Origin of the sequence: Weizmannia sp. FSL W8-0676, from assembly GCF_038593015.1 — a bacterium.
Classification (GTDB): Bacteria; Bacillota; Bacilli; order Bacillales; family Bacillaceae_C; genus Weizmannia; species Weizmannia coagulans.
Map to the genome: position 1 here is coordinate 386873 of NZ_CP151954.1, position 24227 is coordinate 411099.

The window sequence follows — 24227 nt, forward strand, 5'->3', positions numbered from 1 at the left end:
TTGCGTATGCTCAATTCGGTCGTCAACCGAGCTCCGCGGCAAAGCCATTCATTTCTTGACAATTGCGTATGCTCAATTCGATCGCCAACCGAGCTTCGCGGCAAAGCCATTCATTCCTTGGCCATTACGTAAACTTCAATTCGTGTATCAACCGAGCCTCGCAAGCGCAGCCATTCATTCTTTGACAATGCCGTGCAACATGCAGATGTCATTCTGCAAACGGGAACCAGCCCGGCGTTGAGATGATCATCTTCCACAGCGGTTCCGGAATAACGAGCCGTTCGCGGTCGTCTTTTTGTAACGCGGTTTGAATCGCATCCTTTTGTCCGGCTTTGATTTTTTCCACCCAATGCGGTTCCATGACAAGCTCACGGCCGAGGGCAATAAGTGGCACGCCGGTTTCCATTGCTTTCAAAACCTCGTCTCCTGTGTGCAGGGAACCGACGCCGATCAAAGGCACGCGGCCTGCAGTATGTTCCACGATCTGTTCCATGCGCGGACGGCCGGGTTCACCGCCGCGGCGGGCTTTAGACCAGAAATGCTGCAGGGAAATATGCACGTAGTCGAGCTCTTTTTCCATCAGCGCATCCAACAGCGCGAACGTGTCATCCATCGTAATTCCCGGTTCGTACGGTTCTTCCGGGGACAAGCGGTATCCGACTAAAAACGGCCGGTCTGCATATTCCGCCACCGCTTTTTTCACAGCATCAACGACAGCAAGCGGGAATGCAAGCCGTTTTTCTAGGCTGCCGCCCCACTCGTCTTCACGCCGGTTCGTATACGGGGAGAAAAATTGCTGAATCAGATAACCGTTTGCACCGTGAATTTCAACGCCGTCAAAACCGGCTTCGATCACGCGGCGCGTTGCTTCGCCGAATGCTTTCACAATTTCAGCGGTTTCTTCTCCTGTCAACGCGCGCGCATGGACACTGCCGTCTGACGAATCTGTTTCACTCGCGCTCACAACATCCCCGCCCGGCACGAGTTCAGCCGGGCATTCGCGGCCACCATGGTGGATTTGCACAACCGCTTTTGCACCGTTTTGCTGAATCGTTTGTGCTAGTTTTTTCATGCTCTCAACCATTTCATCTGTATGCGCGCCAGGTTGCCCGGTAAATGCTTTGCCGTTTTCCGTAACATTGGCACATGCCGTCACGACCATCCCCGGCCCTTTGGCACGTTCTGCATAATAACGCAGCTCGGCAGCGGAAATCGTGCCGTCATCATTCGAGGAATAATGGGTCATCGGCGCCATCACGATGCGGTTTTCCGCCCTGACGCCGCTTTTAAACGTAATGGGTTCAAACAGTTTATCGTATTTGCTCATGGTCATGCTCCTTTCCTGGTTGCTTTCGCTTTTTTATTATGTTCCAATCTGTAAAAAAACGAAAATGAAAAGCACCGATCAAACCATGCAGGCATATCATATAGGAAAGTATTTTTTACATCATGAATTGGGAGACGTGAATGATGAGTGATGTCCTTTTACTGCTTCAAATGGTGGCAAAAAGGTTGAGTATCCTTTCGTTGATTACAGCGGTATTGCTGTTGTTGTCCCATTTATGGCTGTACGCTGTATTCGCGTTCATCATAATGGGCGGCCTGATTTGCGTTGACCGGATCATCAGTGAAAAAGGCAAATCACGGGCAGCGGAAAACCGGCGCTATTATACTTTGATCGTTGTGACAGATGAAGATTGGTACGAAGAAGAGCATGTGCCGTTTCTTGAAATGGATCATGTCTCCTTGGAGCTGCATTATCAATATGAAGATATCCGCCGCATCAATCCGCTGATCCAGTTGCGGGCGTTTCCCGGATTTGTTCTCGTCGAAACGGATGATACAAAAAGAATAGAGGAATCGTTGCAAAACCCGGCGCTCGTTACGGGAAACTATGCGGAAGTCGTACGTTTTCTGAAACAGGAAACCACGGCGGAAAACTGATGGCTTGCAATGGGATACGGCAGGCAGCGGAACATAAATGAACTTTTTAAGAAAAATCGGAAAGGCTCCTTTTCACGAACATTTCCTGTGTTAAAATGTAAAAAAGTACGTTCAAGGGGAGCTTTTTCAATGGTGTTTCGAAAAGGGGAAAAGTTAGCAGAAGATTTGTATTCCAATAGCGGCGTCCTGTTGCTGCGAAAAGGGACGTTTCTTACAGAAAGGCTTGCTGCCATTTTAAATAAATATGAAGTCATCCTCGATCCGCAACTGGACGGCAGGCGCATTGCCACCGAAGCGCCCGGGATCTTCCATGACTTATTATATGAGAATATTTACCACGAAATGGAAGAGCTCCAGCACATCATTCAAGTGAAAACAACCCTTTGTGATGCAGAAGTGGAGAGTATGGAAAAAAATTTTCGCAAGCTTTACAAAGAAGTGTTTGCCACCCGGACGTCTATTTTGGAACTAATGGAGCATTTCTCCGCTGACGAATATTTGTTCAAACACTGTATCCATGTCGGGCTGATCGCTGCCAATATCGGGAAAATTTTGAAGCTGCATCCTGAAAAGCAAAGCCTGCTGGCGCAAATGGGGCTTTTCCACGATATTGGCAAGTTCACCATTGACTCGCAAATTCTCAATAAACCGGGAAGGCTAACAGACGAAGAGTTTGCCTTGATCAAGAAGCATCCGGAAGCGGGTTACCGGCTGCTTGAGAAAACATCGCTTGACCCGATGATTTTAAAAGGGGTCCTGATGCACCATGAACGGCTGGACGGCTCAGGCTATCCGGATGGCAGGAAAACCATTCCTTTTCTTGTCAGAATATTATCTGTGGCGGATACGTTTGACGCCATTTGTTCCAACCGCGCATACCGCAGGAGGCAGCCGGTGTTTTTTGCGATTGACGAATTAATGGCAGATGCTGATGCCGGCCGGCTCGATCGGGAAATTGTCCTCCCGTTTGCCAACTTCCTGATGGAAAATTACCGGAAACAACCGATTACACTCCGTAACGGGATAAAAGGGAGCATTATCCGGATCCATCCGCTTCATCCAAATCAGCCTGTCCTTAAAGTTGAAGGTTACCCGGTTTTAAACCTGATGGAACAAAAGCTGACCTTGTTTCAAATTGCTAATCCCTATTAACCGGGGCTCTTTTGTATGAAATGTAAAAAGATGGGAAACTCGAAAGACAAAGCGTGTCTTTTTGGAAACCGGAAAGGCGGACAGGAGCAGTACGCCCTCCCGGATATTCCGACAAAAATAGAAGGTTTGCAAAGCACAGCAGCCTCCGGCACAATAACACGATTACAATATTCATTCCAAAGCAAGCCGGGCATTGACTTGTCCTGCCCGGTTTTGGTATAGTATTTCTATTCAAATAGCGACGATGAAGGATCAATAGTAGCCGGAACTTTTCCTTTTCAAGCGAGCCGGGGGCGGTGGAAGCCCGGCAAGGAACCCGGTGAAACGGCAGTCCGGAGTTTTTTCATGGAAAGTGGGTGCGGAAATTCCGCATCAACTGGGGTGGAACCGCGGGAATTCAAGCTCTCGTCCCCAGGCTGTTGCCTGGAGCCGGGAGCTTTTTATATGGAAACATTCCCGTCCCCAGGGGAAACCATTTCAATGAAAAAAGGAGAGATGACAATGAGCGTCACGATGGATCAAATCGTCTCGCACGCGAAACACCGCGGGTTTATTTTCCCGGGTTCGGAAATTTACGGAGGGCTTGCCAACACTTGGGATTACGGCCCGCTCGGCGTCGAATTCAAAAACAACGTCAAAAAAGCCTGGTGGAAAAAATTCATCCAGGAGTCGCCGTACAATGTCGGCCTCGATGCTGCGATCCTGATGAACCCGCGCACATGGGAAGCAAGCGGCCACCTCGGCAATTTTAACGACCCGATGATCGACTGCAAACACTGTAAAGCCCGGCACCGTGCCGACAAACTGATCGAAAATGCCCTGCATGAGAAAGGGATCGACATGATTGTCGACGGCCTGCCGTTTGAAAAAATGGAAGAGCTGATCAAAACGCATGACATCGCCTGCCCGGATTGCGGCAGCAAAGACTGGACCGGCATCCGCCAGTTCAATCTGATGTTCAAAACGTACCAGGGCGTAACCGAAGACAGCACGAATGAATTGTATTTGCGCCCGGAAACCGCACAAGGCATTTTCGTCAATTTTAAAAATGTGCAACGGACAATGCGCAAAAAACTGCCATTCGGGATTGCTCAAATCGGAAAAAGTTTCCGGAACGAGATCACCCCGGGGAACTTCATTTTCCGCACGCGCGAATTTGAACAGATGGAACTTGAATTTTTCTGCAGGCCGGGCGAAGAGCTCAAATGGTTTGACTACTGGAAACAATATGCGCGCGAATTTTTGCTGAATCTCGGCATGAAGGAAGAAAACTTGCGGCTGCGCGACCATGAAAAAGAAGAACTGTCCCATTACTCGAACGCGACCACCGACTTTGAATACAACTTCCCGTTCGGTTGGGGCGAATTGTGGGGCATTGCCTCGCGCACCGATTACGACCTGAAACGCCATATGGAATATTCCGGCGAGGATTTCACTTATCTTGACCAGGAAACGAATGAACGCTTTGTTCCGTACTGCATTGAGCCGTCGCTCGGGGCGGACCGTGTAGCGCTGGCATTCCTGATTGACTCTTATGCAGAAGAGGAACTCGAAGACGGCACAACCCGCACGGTGATGCATCTGCATCCGGCCCTTGCGCCTTACAAAGCCGCAGTGCTGCCGTTATCGAAAAAATTATCGGATGAAGCACGCGACATTTTTGCGGATTTGTCGAAAACGTTTATGGTTGATTTTGACGAAACCGGGTCGATCGGCAAGCGCTACCGCCGCCAGGACGAAATCGGCACGCCGTTTTGCATCACATACGACTTCGATTCGCGCGATGACCACATGGTGACCGTCCGCGACCGCGACACCATGGAGCAAACCCGCGTGCCAATCACGGAACTAAAAGCCTTTTTAGAAGAAAAAATTCAGTTTTAAAAAAAGCCCGCAGCTTGCGGGTTTTTTGCCTTTTGTTACCTTTCCCGCTCGTTTATCTGCTGTTCCAATAGCCGAAAAACCTGCTTTTTGCATGCTTTGGGCACATTCGGATATTCTACAAAGAAGCATAATTGAAAATTAAAGTACCAGGAGCAAAGACAGTTTGCCCGGGGATTTGGCGGGTAAAGATGGACATACCGAAACGCAAGGGTACGTATGTGTAAAATTTTACTCGAAAGGGCAGAAGTAGAAAAAAGGGAAGCCGCGGTCTCATCTAAATGTACACGCCGAAATGAACATCTGGAGAGAAACCTTCCCATGAATATTTATATCAATAAATAGTCTTTACAAACAATGGCAACGGGAGTAAGATAGGATGTCGTATATAAAATTTGCGTTCCATAACTGAACCGCTTAATCCGGAAACGGAACGGGGGAACCAGGTTGGCGGCCGCGCGCCGCTCTGGGGTGAAGCCTTTTTTTAAAAGGCAGGGCCACTCTTATGCCCGAACCCGACAGCTAACCCCGTCAGCGTTATAAGAGAGGATGTGAAACTGTGATCGGGCAATAGACCACAGGGAAGATGAATTCTCTTTGTGGTTTTTCTTATTTTAGGGGAAGCATTTTTGAAACACTGCAGATAAAAGGAGACCATTCAAATGTTCACCACGATAAAACGATTGTTAATTGGGAGACCGCTTCGTTCAAATGAACTTGAAGGGCAGAAGCTGACCAAGTTAAAAGCATTGGCCATTCTTTCATCCGACGCGCTTTCATCTGTTGCGTACGGGCCTGAACAGGTGCTGATTGTACTTGCCACAGTGGGGGCGCTGGCATTTTGGTATTCTATTCCAATTACAGTCGGCATTTTAATTTTATTGGCTGCACTTATTTTATCTTATCGCCAGGTCATTTACTCTTATCCGCAAGGCGGCGGGGCATACCGTGTCTCGAAAGAAAATCTCGGCGTCACCCCTGGCCTTCTTGCGGGCGGATCTTTGCTGGTGGACTACATTTTAACGGTGGCCGTTTCCGTCTCAGCCGGAACAGATGCCATTACTTCCGCGTTTCAGAGCTTGCATCCGTACAGTGTGCAGATTGCGGTTTTTCTCGTTCTGATCATTACGATTCTGAATTTGCGCGGGCTGACGGAATCGGCCAATGTGCTCGCTTACCCGGTTTATCTGTTCGTATTTTCATTGTTAGTCATCATTGTTGTCGGTTTATTCAAAACAGTAACGGGGCAAATTCCGCAAAACCTGCATCCGCATATCGGTACGCCGGTCGCCGGCATTTCACTGTTTCTTTTGTTAAAAGCTTTCTCATCCGGCTGTTCGGCATTGACAGGGGTCGAAGCCATTTCCAACGCGATCCCGAACTTCCGCGACCCGGCACCGAGAAACGCAGCCCGCACGCTTGCCATGATGGGTATCATTCTGGCATCGCTTTTGGCGGGCATCAGTTTTCTCGCATACTGGCTCGGCATTGCACCGAAAGAAACAGAAACCGTTGTATCGCAAATGGCCCACCGGACACTTGGCAACGGTGTTTTGTACTATTTCGTCCAGGCAACTACGACTTTAATTCTCGTGCTTGCTGCGAACACCGGGTTCTCAGCGTTCCCGCAGCTCGCTTTTAACCTGGCAAGGGACAAATTTATGCCGCGCATGTTCACGATCCGCGGTGACCGGCTTGGTTACTCAAACGGCATTATTTTTCTCGGCGTTGCTTCCATAATTTTAATTGTGGCATTCCAGGGCAATACCGAGCGCCTCATTCCATTGTATGCAGTCGGCGTGTTTATTCCGTTTACGCTTGCGCAATGCGGCATGATTGTGAAATGGGTCACTCAAAGGCCGAGGGGCTGGGCCGGCAAAATGTCGGTCAACTTTGTCGGTGCCATTATTACATTTAGTGTCCTTGCGATTTTATTCATTACGAAATTTACGCAAGTATGGCCGGTTTTGATCTTCCTGCCGATTGTCATGTATATTTTCCGGAAAGTGAACCGGCATTACGAGGCGGTCGGCGAGCAGCTGCGGATTAAAGGCAAGTTCCAGGAAGAAATCCACTCCAATGTGATCATTGTCCCGGTGGCCGGCATTACAACGGTCGTGGAGCGGACGATTAATTATGCAAAATCGCTCTCGGATCAGGTCATTGCCGTTTATGTCGCTTTTGATCATGAAGACGAGAAGAAAATGGAAGAAAAGTGGAAAGAGTGGGGTTGTGGTGTCCGCCTTGTCACCCTGCACTCGTCTTACCGGAGCATTGTCCAGCCACTTGCAAAATTTTTGGAAATTATCCAGCGGAAAGCAAAAGAAAACGAGTACCAGGTCATGGTGCTCATTCCGCAATTCATCCCGAAAAAACGCTGGCAAAACATTTTGCACAACCAGTCTGCGCTCCTCATCCGGATGCGCCTTCTATGGGAAAAAGACGTTGTCGTTGCAACAATGCCCTACCATTTTAAAAAGTAAAAAAGCTGCCGGATCTGGCAGCTTTTTTCGTACAGCATCGAAAATATTTAGGGCAGGGGCGTGCCAGGAATGTTTAAATGGGAAGTCTAATACAGACAAAAAGGAAGAGCTGTCCCCTGCGTACTGCTAATTAGAATGCCTAATTAGACAAAACAGAGGCCCCGCCCGCCCATTTTGTCTAATTGGAAAACCCAATTAGACGCCCATGCTGCAATGAACGCGGTACCAGCAGAAGAATGAAAACCAGCCGGCGCATATTTTCAGGATAGACAAAGCAAAGGCCCCGCATTCCTGCTTCGTCCAATTAGACGCCCATGCTGCAATGAACGCGGTACCAGCAGAAGAATGAAAACCAGCCGGCGCATATTTTCAGGATAGACAAAGCAAAGGCCCCGCATTCCTGCTTCGTCCAATTAGACGCCCATGCCGCATGGGACGCGGCACCAGCAGAAGAATGAAAACCAGCCGGCGCATATTTTCAGGATAGACAAAGCAAAGGCCCCGCATTCCTGCTTCGTCCAATTAGACGCCCATGCCGCAATGAACGCGGCACCAGCAGAAGAATGAAAATCAGCGCCGCGCAATTTCCAAGATACACAGCCGGATCATCACACAGTCCCTTTCTGCCAAAGCATGCCCGGCTCCCCGGCCCAGGCAAGGCCCATCCCCGCAAAAAAAAGCCACGCAACGCTGCGCAGCCAAAATCTTATCGGTTCCAAATCAAAAGAAGCAAAATGACCGCCAAAAGGATGCGGTATACCGCAAACGGGACCAGCTTTACTTTGTTGATCAATGCGAGGAAAAACTTGATCGCGATTAAGGCGAAAATAAACGCGCTGATGAATCCGGTAATAAAAAACGGGATCGTCTCAGGCGTCACGGCGCCCCAGTGCTTTACAAGCGAAAGAAAGCTCGCGCCAAACATGATCGGCACGGCCATAATAAACGTAAAGTCCGCTGCAGCACGGTGGCTCATGCCAAGCAGGACGCCGCCTGAAATCGTAGAACCGGAACGTGAAAAACCCGGCCACAGGGCAAGACATTGAAAAAGCCCAACCACAAACGCCTGTCTATATGTAATTTGGTCGACCGTTTCCGTCTTCGGCCGGCGCGGGCGCGTGAGATCCGCCACAATCATCAAAACGGCCCCGGCCACAAGGGCAACAAGTACCGTATTCACCGAAAACAGATGGGCGTCAATATAATCTTCAAACAAAAAGCCGAGCACAGTCGCCGGAACGAGCCCGGTAATCACATGCGTCAATTTCAGCCGTTCACCGTACATCTGCTCTCTCGTAATATTTTTCTTCAGGCCGAGCAAATTTAAAAATCTGTCCCAGAATACGACCACCATCGCCATAATAGACCCGAGCTGGATCACCACTTTAAATACATTTGCCGCTTCAGTGCCATAAAGATGATTCGATTTCAAAATCAAGTCATCCACAATAATCATATGGCCCGTCGAAGAAACCGGGGCAAACTCTGTCAGCCCCTCCACAAGACCGAGAATTGCGGCCACAAACAAATTCCACAAATGCAAAAACGTCACCTCCAGACTACATTATTCTACCATGGACGCCGGCCAAAACGAATAAATTTTTTTACGAACCCCGCCCTGCTTAATCAGAAAATAAATTGAATTCCGGTAATTATAAGTTGAAAATGTTTACAATACACTATAAGATAAAGATAAAGAAGCCCGGGGAGGGGAAAAAATGCCTGGAAATCTCAGCTTTGGCGAAATTCTCATTATCCTTGTTGTTGCACTTTTAATTTTCGGCCCGTCGAAACTCCCGCAGCTTGGAAGGGCAGCCGGCCAAACATTGCGCGAATTCAAAAAAGGCGTGCGCGACGCCATTGATGAAGAAGAAAAGCCACAAGTGAAAAAAAGCAAATCATAACCATAAGCCGCTGTAAAACACAGCGGCCCGTTTTTTGCATTCCCCCGCCATTTTCCAAACGCTTTTCACGGTAAAACAGCGAAAAACATCCGCCCCTGACACCTTCAACGGGCCACGTGTAAAAATACGGCCAGCATACTATTTTTCATCTCATTGCCAGTGTTGCAAAAGATGCCTGATCCCTGCGAAAAATGCAGCGGCCCGTTTTTCATCCGTGCTGCCATCATCAAACGCTTTTCACAGTAAAACAGCGAAAAACGTCCGCCCTGACACTTTCAACGGGCCGTCGCGTAAAAATCCGCTGCCCTCCCCCTGCCCCTGGGGACGGATCGTGCTGGAAGCGGGGGCTCCCCGGGGCCGCATTCATCTGTAAGATGGATTCCTTTTATGGCAGGAAAAAATTTCACAAATTCCCCGCCAGCTAAATTACTTGAACCGGCTATAAATGTGTTAAGATAAGGGTAAACAGAAAAATGGTTCCTTTGAATCCGGAGGGGGCAATAACAATACGATGGAAGATCGGCTGTTTTCGTTATTTCAAAAACGGGGGGTAAGAAGGGTCCTTATTTTTGTGCTGATCACACTTATCCTGTATTTTCTGCGCAGCATGATGGACCTGATGCTGCTCACCTTTATTTTTTCCTATCTTGTCAACAAGCTGCAAAAAATTGTGACAAGATGGTTTCCGATCAAACGCAGACTGGCTGTTTTAATCGTGTACATTTTCATTCTCGGCAGCCTCACATTCGGCGTGATCAAATATTTTCCGATTCTGGTCAATGAAATTACCCAGCTTGTTTTGCAAATTTCCGATTTTTACACGAAACCGCAGCACAATGAAGTACTGAATTATATTGTAAAAAATATCCAGGAAAAGAAAATCGTCGACTATGCGCAAAAAGGTGTTTCCATCCTGCTCGATTATTTTACAAGCATCAGCAAAGTCAGCATCCAGGTTTTAATGGCCGTTATCCTGAGTTTGTTTTTTCTGCTTGAAAAAGAGCGGATCATCCGTTTTACAAAACAGTTTAAAACAAGCAAACTTGCAGCGTTTTACGATGAAATCGAATATTTCGGTGTCAAATTTGTAGGGACATTCGGGAAAGTGATCGAGGCCCAGTTCATCATCGCCTTTGTTAATTCTGTGCTTACCACGATCGGCCTCTGGATTCTCGGCTTCCCGCAGTTATTCGGGCTTGCCATTCTCATTTTTGCGCTCGGCCTTATCCCGGTTGCCGGCGTTTTCATCTCGCTCATTCCGCTATGTATCATCGCTTACAGCATCGGAGGCGGAATGAAAGTGCTGTATGTCCTCATTTTGATTGTCATCGTGCATGCAGTGGAAGCCTATGTGCTGAATCCGCAGCTGATGTCCTCAAAAACGAATATGCCTGTTTTTTACACTTTTCTCATTTTAATTTTTTGTGAGCATTTTTTCGGCGTGTGGGGGCTCATTCTTGGTATTCCAATTGTGATGTTCTTCCTTGACGTCCTTGAGGTTACCGGCCAAAGTACGGAGCCACAGAAAAAAACATAATCGACATAAATGTACGCCAGCCGTTCCAAAATGGATAAGCATTTGGAGCGGCTTTTTTATGGAAAAAAATGAAACAGGCTGCTTTCTTTACGGAAAATTTTATAGGCCGCTTCTTCTAAAGGGATTTCTGAAATTGTTAATATTTTAAAAAAATATCTCACCCCAAAAATACACATCAAAAAACAGAAAAATACCTCCAATAAAAATATTGATGTTATCTGAATAGATTGATATACTCTAAAATAGGGAGTAATGGAAGGTTTCTAAATTATGAAAGCGCACACCAAAAAGATGAGCAGCCGGGAGGTGAAGATGTGATTTCATTCCGTCATGTCAACAAATACTATGGTGATTTTCACGTTTTAAAAGATATTAACCTTGAAGTAAAAGAAGGGGAAGTCGTCGTTGTGATCGGCCCTTCCGGATCAGGGAAGAGCACAATGCTCCGCTGTATCAACCGCCTGGAAGAAATCACGGACGGCGAACTCTTCGTCCGCAATATGAAAGTCAATGATAAAAATACCGATATCAACGACCTTCGCAAAAATATCGGCATGGTCTTCCAGCACTTCAATTTGTATCCGCATAAAACCGTTTTGCAAAATATCACGCTGGCGCCGATCAAAGTGCTGGGCCAAAGCAAGGAAGAAGCGGAAAAAAAGGCGATGCACTACCTAGAAAGGGTGGGTATTCCGGATAAAGCAAACGCCTACCCGTCACAGTTGTCAGGCGGCCAGCAGCAACGTGTCGCCATTGCCAGGGGGCTGGCAATGGAGCCGGACATCATGCTGTTTGACGAACCGACCTCCGCCCTGGACCCCGAGATGATCGGAGAAGTGCTCGACGTTATGAAATCACTTGCAAAAGACGGCATGACCATGGTAGTCGTCACGCACGAAATGGGTTTTGCCCGCGAAGTGGCGGACCGCGTCATTTTCATGGACCAGGGAAGAATCATTGAGGACAATACGCCGGAAGCCTTTTTCAAAAACCCGCGTGAAGAACGCGCCCGCACTTTTTTAAACCGTGTACTAAACCATTAACTATAGGCCATGGTACATACACTTGTAAAACATTTGTATCCGCGCAGGATGCTAAAAATCGGGTGCAAACCATGTGCGACAATCGGGTCCATGCATGGCGGCATCAATCGCCGGGATGCCGGTTACGAATGGCAGCCAAACATCCTGCGCCACGCCCGGGCAGGATGCCAAAAATCGGGTGCAAACCATGTGCAGCTATTGGTCCATGCATGGCGGCTGTCAATCGCCGGAAAGCCGGTACCCGTCGCGGTCATAAACCATCTGCATCTGCATATACATTCGTATCCGGGGATGGCGCGTGGGAGCAGCGGCCATAAGCCCGGGAATTGCGCGTGCGTCATCCGCAGGTCCGGCCCGCGGGAATACCCGGGCTTCATCCAAAGGCAGCACCAGCACAAAATCATTCATCATTGGGGACTTCCGCAAAGCGCTTGCTTTCGCGGTGGCCATAAATAAAAAAGGGGGATTCAAATGGGAAAAGTAAAAAAATGGTTAGCAACAGGATTAATTTTCGTTTTGGCAGCAGCACTGGTCGCAGGCTGCGGCAAATCAAAAACGACAGGCGGCTCTGCAAGCGATGATCCGATCAAAAAAATCGAAGACAGAGGGAAATTGGTCGTCGGAGTCAAATATGATACATATCTATTTGGCTACAAAGACCCGAAAACCGGAAAAGTGGAAGGCTTTGATGTAGACATCGCAAAAGCAATTTCCAAGAAAATTTTCGGTGACAAAGTCAAAGTCGAACTGAAAGAAGTTACATCGAAAACCCGGATTCCGATGCTGCAAAACGGCGATGTTGACATGGTTGTCGCGACCATGACGATCACGCCGGACCGGAAAAAAGTGGTGGACTTCTCGGATGTTTACTTTGATGCCGGACAGTCGCTCCTTGTGAAAAAAGGCAGCAAGATTAAAAGCGTCAAAGATTTGACAAAAGGCACAAAAGTATTGACAGTAAAAGGTGCAACTTCCGGGGACAACGTCAAGAAAGCCGCACCGGATACAACTGTGCTCGAGTATGAAAACTATCAGGAGGCGTTCACGGCTTTGAAATCCGGCAAAGGGGATGCGCTGACAACCGACAACTCGATTCTGTTCGGCATGGCCGCCCAGGATCCGAATTACCAGGTGGTCGGCGGCACTTTCACGAAAGAGCCGTACGGCATTGCAATGAAAAAAGGCAATACAAAACTCGTAAAAGCCGTCAACAAAGCTTTGAAAGAACTGAAAGACAGCGGGGAATACGACAAAATCAAAAACAAATGGATCAAAGAATAAGGATAAGGGGTGGGCAAAATCGCCCATCCCTTTCTCCTGATTAAACCGCAAAGGAGTGAAACAGCGTGCTCGATTTTTCCATCCTCACCGACAATATCGACTTATACATGAAAGGTTTTGTCAATACGATTAAAATCAGCATCATCGGCCTTGCCGCCAGTTTCATTCTCGGCAACATCATTGCCGTGTTCAGGCTGGCCCCCGTGAAACTGCTGAATTTTATCGGCGCAGTCTACGTCGAAGTCGTCCGCAATATTCCGTTAATCCTGACCGGGTTCTTTTTCTATAACGGGCTCAGCTATTTTCATATTAATTTAAGCGGCTTTATCGCGGGCACCATTGCGCTCTCCATTTACACTGCCGCTTTTATTGCGGAAGCCGTGCGTGCCGGCATTCAATCGGTGGACAAGGGCCAGCTTGAAGCCGCACGGTCAACCGGTTTGACGTATACCCAGGCGATGCGTTACGTCGTCCTCCCGCAGGCAATCAAAATCGTCATTCCGCCGATCGGCAATCAATTCCTGAACCTGGTCAAAAACTCTTCGATCCTCGGCGTTTTTGCGGGACTCGACCTCATGTATTACGCCGATCTCATTCATGAAAAAACATGGGTCACTTTTGATACGTATATTTTCGTCGGCATGTTTTATCTCATTCTGACGATCCCGCTCAGCCTGCTTGTCAACTATCTTGAACGCCGGCTGGCCAGAAGCAGTTGAATCATATTTAAAGGAGGGAAATGTGATGGATTTTGCCGGAGCTTATTCAAGCGGAAACCTGGCTTATTTGCTAAAGGGTTTTGCGGTAACATTGGAAGTGGCTTTTGTTGCAATCGTGCTGAGCTTTCTCATCGGCTGTATCCTCGGCATCTTGCGTTACGCCAAAATCCCGGTTTTATCGCCAATCGTGGCACTTGTTGTGGAAATCACCCGGAACCTGCCGCTGATTTTGATTATTTTCTTTACATATTTTGCCTTGCCGGAAGTTGGCGTGAAAATGAGCGTCACGGCTGCAGCCATTTCGGCGCTGACGGTGTTCGAATCCGCGATGATCGCTGAAATTGTGCGCGGCGGCCTGAACGCCATCCCAAAAGGCCAGATCGAAGCTGCCCGTTCGTCAGGCCTCAGTTATATCCAAACGCTGTGGTACATTATCTTGCCGCAGGCTTTGAAAAAAATGATCCCGCCGCTCGTGAGTCAGTTCATCTCACTGTTAAAAGACACTTCGCTTGCAATCATCATCTCGCTGCCGGAACTGTTGCATAATGCAAAAGGGATTTATAACGGGGAAGGCGGATCAAAATACATCATCCCGATTCTGCTCATGGCAGCTTTTATGTATTTTGTTGTCAACTACTTGCTTTCCATTCTCGCGCGCCGGCTCGAAAAACGCCTCGACCCGGACCGCTCCGCTGCCAAACAGCTTGTGAACACAACAGAAAATCTGCTCTAGGGGAACCCGTCTTAAGGTTCCTCTTTTTAATTGAGGCGTTTGCGCCGGTTCCCGCAACCGATCGAAAAATCAAAAAACAAACCAAATATCCCTTGCTTTTTTGTGTTAACTGTTATACATTATATATAACAAATAACCCAAATAAAAGAGATGATGTTCATGCTCATTAAAATCGATCTTGAGTCTGATGTTCCCATCTACCAACAGCTGCATAACAGCATCATTGAAGGCATTGCGTCAAAAGAGCTGGCACCGGGCGATTCGCTTCCATCCGTGAGGGCGATGGCATCCGACCTCGGCGTCAACATGCACACGGTTAATAAAGCCTACCAAATCCTGAAGCAGGAAGGTTTTATCCAGATCCACCGGCAAAAGGGGGTTGTCATCCAGCCTGAACAGATGCCCCCGGCCGATGAACCGTATCTTGAAAGCCTTGCGGAAAAACTGCGCCCGCTTATCAGCGAAGCGATCTGCCGCGGCCTGGACGACAAGCATTTTTTAAAAATGTGCGAAAAGCTATACAACGATATTCAAAAGGTGGGAGAACAATGGAAACCGTAATCGTATTGATCTTTTTCGGACTGGTTGCCGCCATGATGGCAGTGACACCGTATATCACAAGAAGAACGGAAAGTTTCGGGGTCACCATCCCGGAAGAAGCCTACCCGGATCCTGAACTGAAAAAACTGAGAAAACAATACGCCGCAGCCATTATTGCCTTCAGTATCCTTCTGGCAGCCGCTTTGCTCATGGCCGTGCGCACAAGCCGGTTGCTTCAAACCGGTTTCGCTCTCGCAGTCTTTGCCGACATTGCCGGCGATTTTCTCATCTATCTTTATTTTCACCGGAAAATGAAAGCGGTCAAGGCGGCACGGAACTGGGCAACCGGGAAAAAGCAGGCGGTCATGGTCGACCCGAAATTCAGGAGCCAGAAACTCATTTTTTCCAACGCATGGTTTCTGATCCATGCAAGCGTGACAGCAGCCACTTTCCTGATGACATGGTTGTGCTACGGGCGGATTCCGGACCGGATTGCGATGCATTACGATTTTAACGGTACACCGACAGACTGGGTGGAAAAATCGTACCGGAGCGTGTTCGAACTGCCAACTGTCCAGCTGCTTTTGCTCATCTTGTTCATTTGGCTGAATACAATGATTGCCAAAAGCAAGCAGCAGCTCAATGCCGCCAATCCGGAAACTTCCCTCGAGCAAAATGTCCGTTTCCGGCGCAGATGGTCAGCATTTATGATCATCGCAGGCCTGCTTCTCATTTTACTGTTTTTTGCGATTCAGCTTTCCTTTATTGTGCCGGTCCCGATCTTCTTGCTTTCATACGGGGGCATGGGCGCGGTATTGTTGATTGTGGCCGGGGCGGTCGTGCTCTCGATTACCACCGGGCAGGGCGGCAGCCGCATCCGCGTGGGCAATGGCTCTGTTCAGGGTCGCTTCCAGTATGATGACGACGCGTATTGGAAACTCGGCGTTTTTTACTTCAACCGCAACGATCCTTCCTTGTGGGTGGAAAAAAGGTTTGGAAGCGGCTGGACCCTTAACTTTGCGCACCCGGCAGGCTGGGCCATTCTCGGGCTCGTCATTCTAATTCCGCTTTTGCTTGGTGTTTTCTTTTCTTAAAAAAACAAGGGGGCTGCTCCAGAGAATGGAAGCAGCCCCTTTTATCATTCACTTTCAAGTTCAACCCATTTGTCCGCCCAATTTTGCACTTCATCAAGGACCGGTTTGATGGCCTCGCCTTTTTCCGTCAGCCGGTATTCAATCCGGACAGGGCTTTCCGGGTACACTTCCCGCACAAGGATGCCCTGGTCTTCCAGCTCCTTCAGCCGTTCCGAAAGCACCTTCTGGCTGATATGCGGGATACGCTCCGCCATTTCGTTAAACCGCATCGGCCCATCAGACAGGACACGGATAATCACGCCAACCCAGCGTTTTCCCAATAGCTGAAACGCCTTTTCGAAACGCGGACATAAACTTTGGTTTCCCATTTTTGAAACGCACCTTTCTCATCAACCCTGCATTCCGGGGCGATAACAACAAAAGCCTTTTTAACTATTATACATGAGTTGTAAACTTACTAAAAGTAACTAGCTTACAATCCCTGGTGTAAAAATATCCAGGGGGGAAATGCTGTATTTGGCCGATAAAGCCGGCAGGAAAAAACGGGACGGAAATGGCCCCATGCGAACCGAAAGTCCCCGGGTAAAGACGAAAAAATGAAAATGGGAGGAAATGCACAGTGAAACAGTGCCGCCCCCCAAAAAAAGCGAAAAAGGAAATGCTCCAATAAGCCCTGGCCGGGTATAGTTCTTCCAATCCATTGAATTTTCATATAAAATAAATCGTGAACTTTCCAATCCTGATTAAGATTTGACAGGTGTAAAAAATCATATGGATCCGGGTAAAGCATAGCAGCCGAAAGCGGATAAAATGAGTTTGAAAAAAACAATGAATCTTGCATGTTCCTTGCCAAAATACGGAAAAACTGAAACAATAAGCCTCATGTAAATAAATTTCCAAGGTTGGGTGAATAGCAGCAGAAAACGCTGTTCTCAACTTAACGCAAAGCGGACTTGAAGAATGCGCCTGTCCTGGGGAAGAAAGCTGGTTTTAAAACTGAATGATTCCCTGCGAAGTGCCCATCATAAAAATGGGGTAAATACCAAATCTCAATCTTTTTGGCAAGCCCCCGCCCTATGCCCGAAAAATGGCAGTATCTAGGGTGAACTTTTTGCAAACAAAAGCGGTCGTTTTCATTGACGCCGTTTAAGAGAGGGATACAAATGTCGGTGACATCCTACGTCGATCAATATGGATATATTGTGCTGCTTTTGGCACTTCTGCTTGAAATGATTGCAGTTCCGCTTCCAGGCGAAGTGTTGATGAGCTACGCCGGTTATATGGTGCACCAGGGGCAGCTGAACTGGATTTTGAGCATCCTCATTGCCGCCACCGGGACATCTGCCGGCATGACAACGGCTTATTTTATCGGGCAGCGGCTCGGCGGCCCGTTTTTACATAAATACGGCCATTTTATCCATCTCGGCCCGGCACAGCTTGAAAAACAATCGCGCTGGTTTAATAAATACGGGAATAAATTGCTTCTCGTCGCGTATTTTATACCAGGTGTCCGCCACATCACCGGCTATTTTTCCGGAATTACGAAACTGCCATTCCGGTCATTTGCCATTTTTGCCTATTCCGGCGCTTTGATTTGGACAAGCACGTTTATCTCCCTCGGGAAGCTGCTTGGCCCGCAGTGGGAGCAGTTCCACGAAGCTGTGAAAAAATATCTCGTCATTGGAGGCATTGTAAGCGCCGGTTTAATCATCGCGTATTATGTGTTCCGCTATTTCCATAAGCAGATTTTCTGGGTAATGATGGCGGTGCTCCGGCGTCTTTTCCTGATTTTCCGCAGCCGGGTGCGCGCCGAGTTTGTGATCATCGGCACCACGCTGGCGACATTGTTTTTGATTGTGTTAATGATCACAATGATTCAAAACCTTTTTAGCGAAGATTTCAGCGATTTCAACGAGGTGACCACTTTAATCGTATCGCTTTTGTTCAAACACCATTGGACAGGCGTCATGCAAGGAATGCTGGCGCTCAGCTCGCGGCAAGCGCTCATTCTCGTCATGGTGTTGTCGGTACTTTGGATCACTTGGAAAGGCAAAGACCGCACGCACGAATTTTTGATTATGCTGCTTGTTACAATCGGCGGGGAACTCTATCAAAACGTGCTGCATGAAGTGTTCCACCGTATGACGGAAACGGAAATTCCGACGTTTTCCCACTTTGTCTTCTCTTTTCCGAGCGACCAGGCGATGATGATTCTGATCATTTACGGCTATTTTACATATCTCGTCGTCCGGCACGCTGAGATGTTTTGGGTCCATACGTTTATGGATGTGCTTCTTTTAGCTGTTTTGTTGTTCGCAGCTGTCAGCCATATTTATTTTGGCCTTGAAGTACCGAGCAACATTGCGGGCGGTTACGTTTTCGGCGGCGTCTGGCTTGGCTTAAATATTTTATTGCTGGAAATTTTCCGTATGATATGATGGATAAGAAAGCAAATGTTGGAGGGGAAACATGTTCTCAGACTTTGTCACACAAATTTTAACAGCACTCGCTGATCTGGGTTACTTTGGTGTTGCGATCGGGCTTGCGATTGAGATTATCCCGAGCGAGATTGTCCTTGCCTATGCCGGCTATTTAATTTCCCGGGGAGAGATCAATTATTTCGGCGCCATTGCAGCAGGCACGCTTGGCATTTTGATTGCCCAACTGATTTTATACTGGATCGGTGCATACGGCGGGCGCCCGTTCTTGCTAAAGTACGGCAAATATTTGCTGATTCACGAAAGGCATCTCGATCTCGCGGAAGAATGGTTCAACAAGTACGGCGCCGGCGTTATTTTTACGGGCCGATTCATCCCGGTCATCCGCCAGGCCATATCGATCCCGGCCGGCATTGCCAAAATGTCGTATTTCAAATTTATTTTTTTCACGCTGCTTGCGACCATTCCGTGGGCGGTGCTGTTTATCTTTCTCGGTGAACGTCTCGCATCAAACTGGGCACAAATTGATGACGTCGCGGCTCCTTATGTCAAGCCGGTTACCATTATCGCAATCATCATCATTGTGCTTTATATCGCTTACTCGATGTACCGCAAGAAAAAAAGAGCCTGACCCTCTGATTAGGGGGGCAGGCTTTTTCCATAGATGAGGGAAGAGTGGAAACGGTGGGGTTCGGATCCCAAGAACGGCTAACTCCCACTAAATCAAAGATACAGAGGGGATTAGCTGCTATAATTGTTCAAAATCCTTAACCAAAAAAACCGCCTGCACAAAGCAGACGGCCAAAAAAGGGGGTTAACATTGATGAAAAAGCAAGCCGGATTTGCATCTTGCCTGATCACAAGAAAAAGGATAACGCCGGAAGCTTAAAACAATCTTAACAGGCCGAAATTCCGAAAAGAGGCAGGCTTGCCCACTATGCCCAGAAAAAAACCGCCTGCACAAGGGCGGCGGCCTAAAAAGGGGGGCATATAAAAAAAGTAGGTTGTAAGCTCTCTTGCAAAGAAAAGGATACCTGCCGAAACTTAAAAAATGCTTAAAACCTCCGAATCTCTGGCCATAAAAAAACGCCTGCACAAAGCAGACGAACCAACAAAAGCTCTTACCTGATGACAAACATCAATATACCGCTGGAAAATAAAAAACACCTTAACTTTACATAAAGATTATGTGAAATTCCCCACAACTAATTATCTCGACAAAAATAACAAAATTTCATCAAAATCTTCGTGACAAATTGCCGCTTTTAGATAATAATAATGAAGACAGACTACTAAAACGAGGGATTCTATGGAGTCAAGAGTAGCGAAAAAAAAGAAAAAACGGTCGAGAGTCCGCTGGCGCAGAGTGTTCCTTATGCTCTTTTTACTGCTCATCGTCGCCGGCGCGGGGTACACAGCTTATCAATACTATGCCGGTATTCACCAGACAGACCCGGACGATGCATTAAATATGGACAATCTGGAATTTAACGGTAAAAAGGATGCAAATGGCCGCACCAATATTCTCCTTCTCGGAATTGATCGGCGCGGGCAAGAAGATTCAAGAACCGATACCATCATGATTGCCCAATATGACCCGAAGAATAACCAGGTGAAGCTCATTTCGATTATGCGTGACATTTATGCCGAAATTCCGGGGTATAGAAACTATAAAATTAACACAGCCTACTATCTTGGCAATCTGAAGAATCAAAAAAAGGGTGTTGAATTGCTGCGTCAAACACTCAAAACCAATTTTGACATTGATGTGCAATATTATGCACTTGTCGATTTCCAAGGTTTTGTTAAAATTGTCGATACCCTGGCGCCTCAAGGCATTGAAATGAACGTGGAACATAAAATGTCGGAAAACATCGGCTTGACGCTTTATCCTGGAAAACAGCTGATGCATGGGAAACAATTGCTCGCCTACGCACGATTCAGACATGACGCGCAAGGCGACTTTGGCCGGGTTGCCCGCCAGCAAAAAGTGCTTAAAGCGCTCCAATCTGAAGTTTTCAGCGTGAACGGTATCGCCAAAGCGCCGAAACTGCTTGGAACCATTCAGCCGTATATTGCCACCAATATGAGCAAAATGAACATTCTTGCGCTCGCCAAAGACGCCGTCGGAGGCAACCTCAAGGTAAAAACAATGACCGTACCGGTTGCCGGCACCTATACCAATGTCAGCTATCCGGGCGTCGGCGCCGCACTCGAAGTGGACAAAGAAAAAAATATAGAAGCCATCAAACAGTTTTTGGATGAATAACAGGGGCCGGTTCCGGCTCTTTTTTTTTGTAGCAGACAGAAAGCCGTACCAGGAGCAAATTGTCTTTTTGGAGGGTTCAAAAAGACAAAAGAGAGCCGGACCAAGAGCAAATTGTCCTTTTGAAAGGCTCAAAAAGACAAAAGAGAGTCGGACCAAGAGCAAATTGTCCTTTTGAAAGGCTCAAAAAGACAAAAGAGAGTCGGACCGGGAGCAAATTGTCCTTTTGGAGAGCTCAAAAAGACAAAAGAAAGCCGTACCGGGAGCAAATTGTCTTTTTGGAGAGCTCAAAAAGACAAAAGAAAGCCGTACCGGGAGCAAATTGTCTTTTTGGAGAGCTCAAAAAGACAAAAGAGAGCCGGACCAAGAGCAAATTGTCCTTTTGGAGAGCTCAAAAAGACAAAAGAGAGCCGTACCGGGAGCAAATTGTCCTTTTGGAGGGTTCAAAAAGACAAAAGAAAGCCGGACCAAGAGCAAATTGTCTTTTTGAATGGCTCAAAAAGACAAAAGAGAGTCGGATCAGGGGCGAATTGTCCTTTTGGAGGGCTCAAAAAGACAAAAGAGAGCCGGACCAAGAGCAAATTGTCCTTTTGGAGAGCTCAAAAAGACAAAAGAGAGCCGTACCAGGAGCAAATTGTCTTTTTGGAGGGTTCAAAAAGACAAAAGAGAGCCGGACCAAGAGCAAATTGTCTTTTTGGAGAGCTCAAAAAGACAAAAGAGAGCCGGACCAAGAGCAAATTGTCTTTTTGGAGAGCTCAAAAAGACAAAAGAGATCTGGACCAGGAGCAAATTGTCTTTTTGGAGAGCTCAAAAAGACAAAAGAGAGTCGGATCAGGGGCGAATTGTCCTTTTGGAGGGCTCAAAAAGACAAAAGAAAGCCGGACCAAGAGCAAATTGTCCTTTTGAAAGGCTCAAAAAGACAAAAGAGAGCCGTACCGGGAGCAAATTGTCCTTTTGGAGAGCTCAAAAAGACAAAAGAGAGCCGTACCGGGAGCAAATTGTCCTTTTGAAGGGTTCAAAAAGACAAAAGAAAGCCGTACCGGGAGCAAATTGTCCTTTTGGAGAGCTCAAAAAGACAAAAGAAAGCCAATTAGACAAAAGGGACGAAACCGCATCCAATATGAATTTCAATTTCCCCCTTGTCATGTCACCCGGCAAAGTGTAAAGTATAAATAAGTCAAAATTTTAAGTACGTTCAATCGAATAGCCTTATCAAGAGAGGCGGAGGGACTTGGCCCGATGAAACCTCAGCAACCAGCCATACGGCACGGTGCTAAATCCAACAGGTATACCTGAAAAGATAAGGAGCCATGTTATCATCTTGCCTCCTTTTCCGGGAGGCTTTTTTCATATCATGCAAAAGGAGTGTAAAAAGTTGGACTTTCTCGAAACGTTAAAAAACCGCATCCTTGTTGCGGACGGGGCAATGGGGACGCTGCTGTATGCATACGGCGCCGACACATGTTATGAGTCATTCAATCTGAGCCACCCGGAAGACATCCACGCGATCCACCGCGCCTATATCGAAGCAGGCGCATCGGTCATTCAAACCAACACGTACAGTGCCAACTATATCAAGCTTGCACAGTATGGACTGGAAGAAAAAGTAAAAGACATCAACAAAGCGGCCGTCCGGATTGCAAAAGAGGCGGCAAACCGCGATACATTCATACTCGGCACGGTCGGCGGCATCCGCGGCCAGCGCAAAACTGAGGCAACACTTGCCGAAATTAAGCGTACGTTCCGCGAGCAGATTTTTCACCTCCTGAACGAAGGAGTCGATGCCCTGCTTCTGGAAACGTATTTTGACGCTGAAGAACTGTATACGGTTGTTGACATTGCAAAAAAAGAAGCGGATGTCCCGGTCATCGCCCAGTTCTCGCTTATTGAGCCGGGCGTGCTCCAAAACGGAACCCCGGTCCGTGATGCATTCAAGGAACTTGAAAACCGCGGCGCCGATGTGACCGGCCTGAACTGCCGGCTCGGCCCGCACCACATGATCCAGGCGTTCGAAGAAATCCCGATACCGAAGCGTGCCTTTTTGTCCGCATACCCGAATGCAAGTCTTTTAGATTACGAGGAAGGCCGGTTCACATTTACGAATAACGCCGATTATTTTAAAACATGTGCCGAAAAACTTGTCGAACAGGGTGTGCGCCTGATCGGCGGCTGCTGCGGCACAACGCCGGCCCACATCAAAGCAATCGCAGAAGGGATCCAGGGGCTTGTGCCTGTCACAGAAAAAACGGTCCGCCCGCCGAAAATCGAAATCGCAGCCGCCCCGGCGCAGTACGAACCGCCGTTGCATGAAATTGTAAAAAAACGCCATTCCGTCATTGTCGAATTGGACACACCGAAAACGCTGAACACAGCCCGCTTTTTCGAAGGAGCAAAAGCGCTGCACGACGCCGGCATCGATGCCTTGACAATGGCCGACAACTCGCTTGCAAGCCCGCGCATCAGCAACACAGCGATTGCCGCGATTTTAAAAGAGAAACAGGGCATCCGGCCGCTCGTTCATATTACATGCCGTGATCGCAATTTGATCGGGCTGCAGTCGCACTTAATGGGCCTTGCCGCGCTCGGGATTGACCAGGTGCTTGCCGTCACGGGGGATCCGTCGAAAATCGGCGACTTCCCGGGGGCCACGAGCGTATACGATTTGTCGTCAATGGAACTGATCGCAATGATCAAGCAATTTAACGATGGCATTTCCCATTCCGGCAAATCGCTTCAGCGGAAAACAAATTTTTCCGTCGCAGCTGCATTTAACCCGAACGTCCGCAATCTCGATAAAACGGTCGGGAGGTTGGAACGCAAAATCCGCCACGGTGCTGATTATTTTATCACCCAGCCTGTCTTCAGCACGGAAAAAATCGAGCAAATCCATGAAGCCACGAAGCATTTGGACGCGCCGATCTATCTTGGCATTATGCCGCTTACCAGCTACCGGAACGCGGTCTTTCTGCACAATGAAGTGCCGGGCATCACACTGACGGATGATATTTTGCAAGCGATGGAAAAAACAAACGGCGACCCTGTGAAAGCGCGCGAAGAAAGCCTTGCGATCAGCCGTAACTTGATCGATGCGGCCCTCGCCTATTTCAACGGCATTTACCTGATTACGCCGCTCGAACGCTATGAACTCACAGTGGAATGCACGCGCTACATCCACGAAAAAACAGCAGTGCGCAGCGCGGGCATTTTCTAAA

The 24227-nt window shown here is 47.9% G+C and carries 21 protein-coding genes and 2 riboswitches; of the genes, 17 read left to right on the forward strand and 4 right to left on the reverse strand.

The genetic code is table 11. The features are described from left to right. Positions 1 to 208 precede the first annotated feature (208 nt). Entirely contained in the window at positions 209 to 1327 is a 1119-nt protein-coding gene (locus NST20_RS01920; protein WP_342399945.1) for an NADH-dependent flavin oxidoreductase, read from the reverse strand. Positions 1328 to 1470: 143 nt separating this feature from the next. Between NST20_RS01920 and NST20_RS01925 the strand changes: the two genes are divergently transcribed. From NST20_RS01925 to NST20_RS01940, 4 genes are all read left to right on the forward strand, one after another. Beyond that, entirely contained in the window at positions 1471 to 1944 is a 474-nt protein-coding gene (locus NST20_RS01925; protein ID WP_342399946.1) for a hypothetical protein, read from the forward strand. A gap of 129 nt (positions 1945 to 2073) precedes the next feature. Beyond that, on the forward strand, positions 2074 to 3096 hold the full coding sequence (locus NST20_RS01930) for an HD-GYP domain-containing protein (protein WP_342399947.1): 1023 nt from the start codon (positions 2074 to 2076) through the stop codon (positions 3094 to 3096). 501 nt (positions 3097 to 3597) lie between these two features. Beyond that, entirely contained in the window at positions 3598 to 4980 is a 1383-nt protein-coding gene (locus NST20_RS01935) for a glycine--tRNA ligase (protein WP_061574843.1), read from the forward strand. 401 nt (positions 4981 to 5381) lie between these two features. Then, positions 5382 to 5530: riboswitch (cyclic di-AMP (ydaO/yuaA leader) on the forward strand. 109 nt (positions 5531 to 5639) lie between these two features. Continuing rightward, positions 5640 to 7460 (forward strand): APC family permease, encoded by a 1821-nt coding sequence (locus tag NST20_RS01940; RefSeq protein WP_342399948.1) that lies wholly within the window; start codon positions 5640 to 5642, stop codon positions 7458 to 7460. Positions 7461 to 8166: 706 nt separating this feature from the next. Here NST20_RS01940 and NST20_RS01945 read toward each other — a convergent pair. Next, the gene (locus NST20_RS01945; RefSeq protein WP_342399949.1) at positions 8167 to 9003 is read right to left on the reverse strand and encodes an undecaprenyl-diphosphate phosphatase; all 837 of its coding nucleotides are present in this window, start codon (positions 9001 to 9003) and stop codon (positions 8167 to 8169) included. Between the two features lie 175 nt (positions 9004 to 9178). Here NST20_RS01945 and NST20_RS01950 point away from each other — a divergent pair, with 175 nt between their 5' ends. The 3 genes from NST20_RS01950 (at position 9179) to NST20_RS01960 (ending at position 11944) form a co-directional block, all read left to right on the forward strand. Beyond that, positions 9179 to 9364, forward strand: coding sequence for a twin-arginine translocase TatA/TatE family subunit (locus tag NST20_RS01950; protein ID WP_013858271.1), 186 nt, complete (start codon positions 9179 to 9181; stop codon positions 9362 to 9364). Between the two features lie 511 nt (positions 9365 to 9875). Further along, a complete protein-coding gene (locus tag NST20_RS01955; RefSeq protein ID WP_342399950.1) occupies positions 9876 to 10901 on the forward strand; it encodes an AI-2E family transporter in 1026 nt (341 codons plus the stop codon). A 314-nt stretch (positions 10902 to 11215) separates the two neighbouring features. Beyond that, positions 11216 to 11944, forward strand: coding sequence for an amino acid ABC transporter ATP-binding protein (locus tag NST20_RS01960; RefSeq protein ID WP_019720499.1), 729 nt, complete (start codon positions 11216 to 11218; stop codon positions 11942 to 11944). A 219-nt stretch (positions 11945 to 12163) separates the two neighbouring features. Here NST20_RS01960 and NST20_RS01965 read toward each other — a convergent pair whose 3' ends face one another. Further along, positions 12164 to 12352 carry a hypothetical protein gene (locus NST20_RS01965; protein WP_133536654.1) on the reverse strand — a complete coding sequence of 63 codons (189 nt, stop codon included), beginning with the start codon at positions 12350 to 12352 and terminating at the stop codon, positions 12164 to 12166. A 63-nt stretch (positions 12353 to 12415) separates the two neighbouring features. Here NST20_RS01965 and NST20_RS01970 point away from each other — a divergent pair, with 63 nt between their 5' ends. The 5 genes from NST20_RS01970 to NST20_RS01990 all read left to right on the forward strand — a co-directional run bounded on the left by NST20_RS01970 (position 12416) and on the right by NST20_RS01990 (position 16311). Continuing rightward, positions 12416 to 13225, forward strand: coding sequence for a transporter substrate-binding domain-containing protein (locus tag NST20_RS01970; protein WP_342399951.1), 810 nt, complete (start codon positions 12416 to 12418; stop codon positions 13223 to 13225). A gap of 65 nt (positions 13226 to 13290) precedes the next feature. Continuing rightward, positions 13291 to 13944, forward strand: coding sequence for an amino acid ABC transporter permease (locus NST20_RS01975; RefSeq protein ID WP_017554238.1), 654 nt, complete (start codon positions 13291 to 13293; stop codon positions 13942 to 13944). A gap of 25 nt (positions 13945 to 13969) precedes the next feature. Further along, a complete protein-coding gene (locus NST20_RS01980; protein ID WP_019720496.1) occupies positions 13970 to 14677 on the forward strand; it encodes an amino acid ABC transporter permease in 708 nt (235 codons plus the stop codon). Positions 14678 to 14836: 159 nt separating this feature from the next. Next, positions 14837 to 15238: a GntR family transcriptional regulator gene (locus NST20_RS01985; RefSeq protein WP_017554236.1), complete on the forward strand. Its 402-nt coding sequence runs from the start codon at positions 14837 to 14839 to the stop codon at positions 15236 to 15238. Beyond that, the gene (locus tag NST20_RS01990) at positions 15226 to 16311 is read left to right on the forward strand and encodes a DUF5808 domain-containing protein (protein WP_342399952.1); all 1086 of its coding nucleotides are present in this window, start codon (positions 15226 to 15228) and stop codon (positions 16309 to 16311) included. Before NST20_RS01985 ends, NST20_RS01990 begins: the two co-directional genes overlap by 13 nt. 44 nt (positions 16312 to 16355) lie before the next feature. Here the strand turns inward: NST20_RS01990 and NST20_RS01995 are convergent, their stop codons facing one another. Then, complete coding sequence (locus tag NST20_RS01995; RefSeq protein ID WP_019720495.1) at positions 16356 to 16679, reverse strand: helix-turn-helix domain-containing protein; 324 nt, start codon at positions 16677 to 16679, stop codon at positions 16356 to 16358. Between the two features lie 795 nt (positions 16680 to 17474). Here NST20_RS01995 and NST20_RS02000 point away from each other — a divergent pair. The 5 genes from NST20_RS02000 to NST20_RS02020 all read left to right on the forward strand — a co-directional run bounded on the left by NST20_RS02000 (position 17475) and on the right by NST20_RS02020 (position 24226). Then, the gene (locus NST20_RS02000; RefSeq protein ID WP_342399953.1) at positions 17475 to 18749 is read left to right on the forward strand and encodes a VTT domain-containing protein; all 1275 of its coding nucleotides are present in this window, start codon (positions 17475 to 17477) and stop codon (positions 18747 to 18749) included. Between the two features lie 31 nt (positions 18750 to 18780). Beyond that, positions 18781 to 19380: a DedA family protein gene (locus NST20_RS02005; protein WP_118499661.1), complete on the forward strand. Its 600-nt coding sequence runs from the start codon at positions 18781 to 18783 to the stop codon at positions 19378 to 19380. Positions 19381 to 20058: 678 nt separating this feature from the next. After that, on the forward strand, positions 20059 to 21018 hold the full coding sequence (locus NST20_RS02010) for an LCP family protein (protein ID WP_342399954.1): 960 nt from the start codon (positions 20059 to 20061) through the stop codon (positions 21016 to 21018). Positions 21019 to 21077: 59 nt separating this feature from the next. After that, positions 21078 to 22025, forward strand: a complete 948-nt coding sequence (locus NST20_RS02015) for a hypothetical protein (protein WP_342399955.1) — start codon at positions 21078 to 21080, stop codon at positions 22023 to 22025. Between the two features lie 196 nt (positions 22026 to 22221). Continuing rightward, positions 22222 to 22322: riboswitch (SAM riboswitch) on the forward strand. A gap of 68 nt (positions 22323 to 22390) precedes the next feature. Then, on the forward strand, positions 22391 to 24226 hold the full coding sequence (locus NST20_RS02020) for a bifunctional homocysteine S-methyltransferase/methylenetetrahydrofolate reductase (protein ID WP_342399956.1): 1836 nt from the start codon (positions 22391 to 22393) through the stop codon (positions 24224 to 24226). Position 24227 lies beyond the last annotated feature (1 nt).

What these genes read in the sequence shown, in the direction of transcription:
- NST20_RS01955 (WP_342399950.1), top strand. Translation starts at nt 9,876, where the DNA reads ATGGAAGATCGGCTGTTTTCGTTATTTCAAAAACGGGGGGTAAGAAGG.
- NST20_RS01970 (WP_342399951.1), top strand. Translation starts at nt 12,416, where the DNA reads ATGGGAAAAGTAAAAAAATGGTTAGCAACAGGATTAATTTTCGTTTTG.
- NST20_RS01920 (WP_342399945.1), bottom strand. Translation starts at nt 1,327, where the DNA reads ATGAGCAAATACGATAAACTGTTTGAACCCATTACGTTTAAAAGCGGC.
- NST20_RS01950 (WP_013858271.1), top strand. Translation starts at nt 9,179, where the DNA reads ATGCCTGGAAATCTCAGCTTTGGCGAAATTCTCATTATCCTTGTTGTT.
- NST20_RS02010 (WP_342399954.1), top strand. Translation starts at nt 20,059, where the DNA reads ATGGAGTCAAGAGTAGCGAAAAAAAAGAAAAAACGGTCGAGAGTCCGC.
- NST20_RS01925 (WP_342399946.1), top strand. Translation starts at nt 1,471, where the DNA reads ATGAGTGATGTCCTTTTACTGCTTCAAATGGTGGCAAAAAGGTTGAGT.
- NST20_RS01940 (WP_342399948.1), top strand. Translation starts at nt 5,640, where the DNA reads ATGTTCACCACGATAAAACGATTGTTAATTGGGAGACCGCTTCGTTCA.
- NST20_RS01995 (WP_019720495.1), bottom strand. Translation starts at nt 16,679, where the DNA reads ATGGGAAACCAAAGTTTATGTCCGCGTTTCGAAAAGGCGTTTCAGCTA.
- NST20_RS01980 (WP_019720496.1), top strand. Translation starts at nt 13,970, where the DNA reads ATGGATTTTGCCGGAGCTTATTCAAGCGGAAACCTGGCTTATTTGCTA.
- NST20_RS02005 (WP_118499661.1), top strand. Translation starts at nt 18,781, where the DNA reads ATGTTCTCAGACTTTGTCACACAAATTTTAACAGCACTCGCTGATCTG.
- NST20_RS01985 (WP_017554236.1), top strand. Translation starts at nt 14,837, where the DNA reads ATGCTCATTAAAATCGATCTTGAGTCTGATGTTCCCATCTACCAACAG.
- NST20_RS01930 (WP_342399947.1), top strand. Translation starts at nt 2,074, where the DNA reads ATGGTGTTTCGAAAAGGGGAAAAGTTAGCAGAAGATTTGTATTCCAAT.
- NST20_RS01935 (WP_061574843.1), top strand. Translation starts at nt 3,598, where the DNA reads ATGAGCGTCACGATGGATCAAATCGTCTCGCACGCGAAACACCGCGGG.
- NST20_RS01990 (WP_342399952.1), top strand. Translation starts at nt 15,226, where the DNA reads ATGGAAACCGTAATCGTATTGATCTTTTTCGGACTGGTTGCCGCCATG.
- NST20_RS02000 (WP_342399953.1), top strand. Translation starts at nt 17,475, where the DNA reads ATGTCGGTGACATCCTACGTCGATCAATATGGATATATTGTGCTGCTT.
- NST20_RS01965 (WP_133536654.1), bottom strand. Translation starts at nt 12,352, where the DNA reads ATGAATGATTTTGTGCTGGTGCTGCCTTTGGATGAAGCCCGGGTATTC.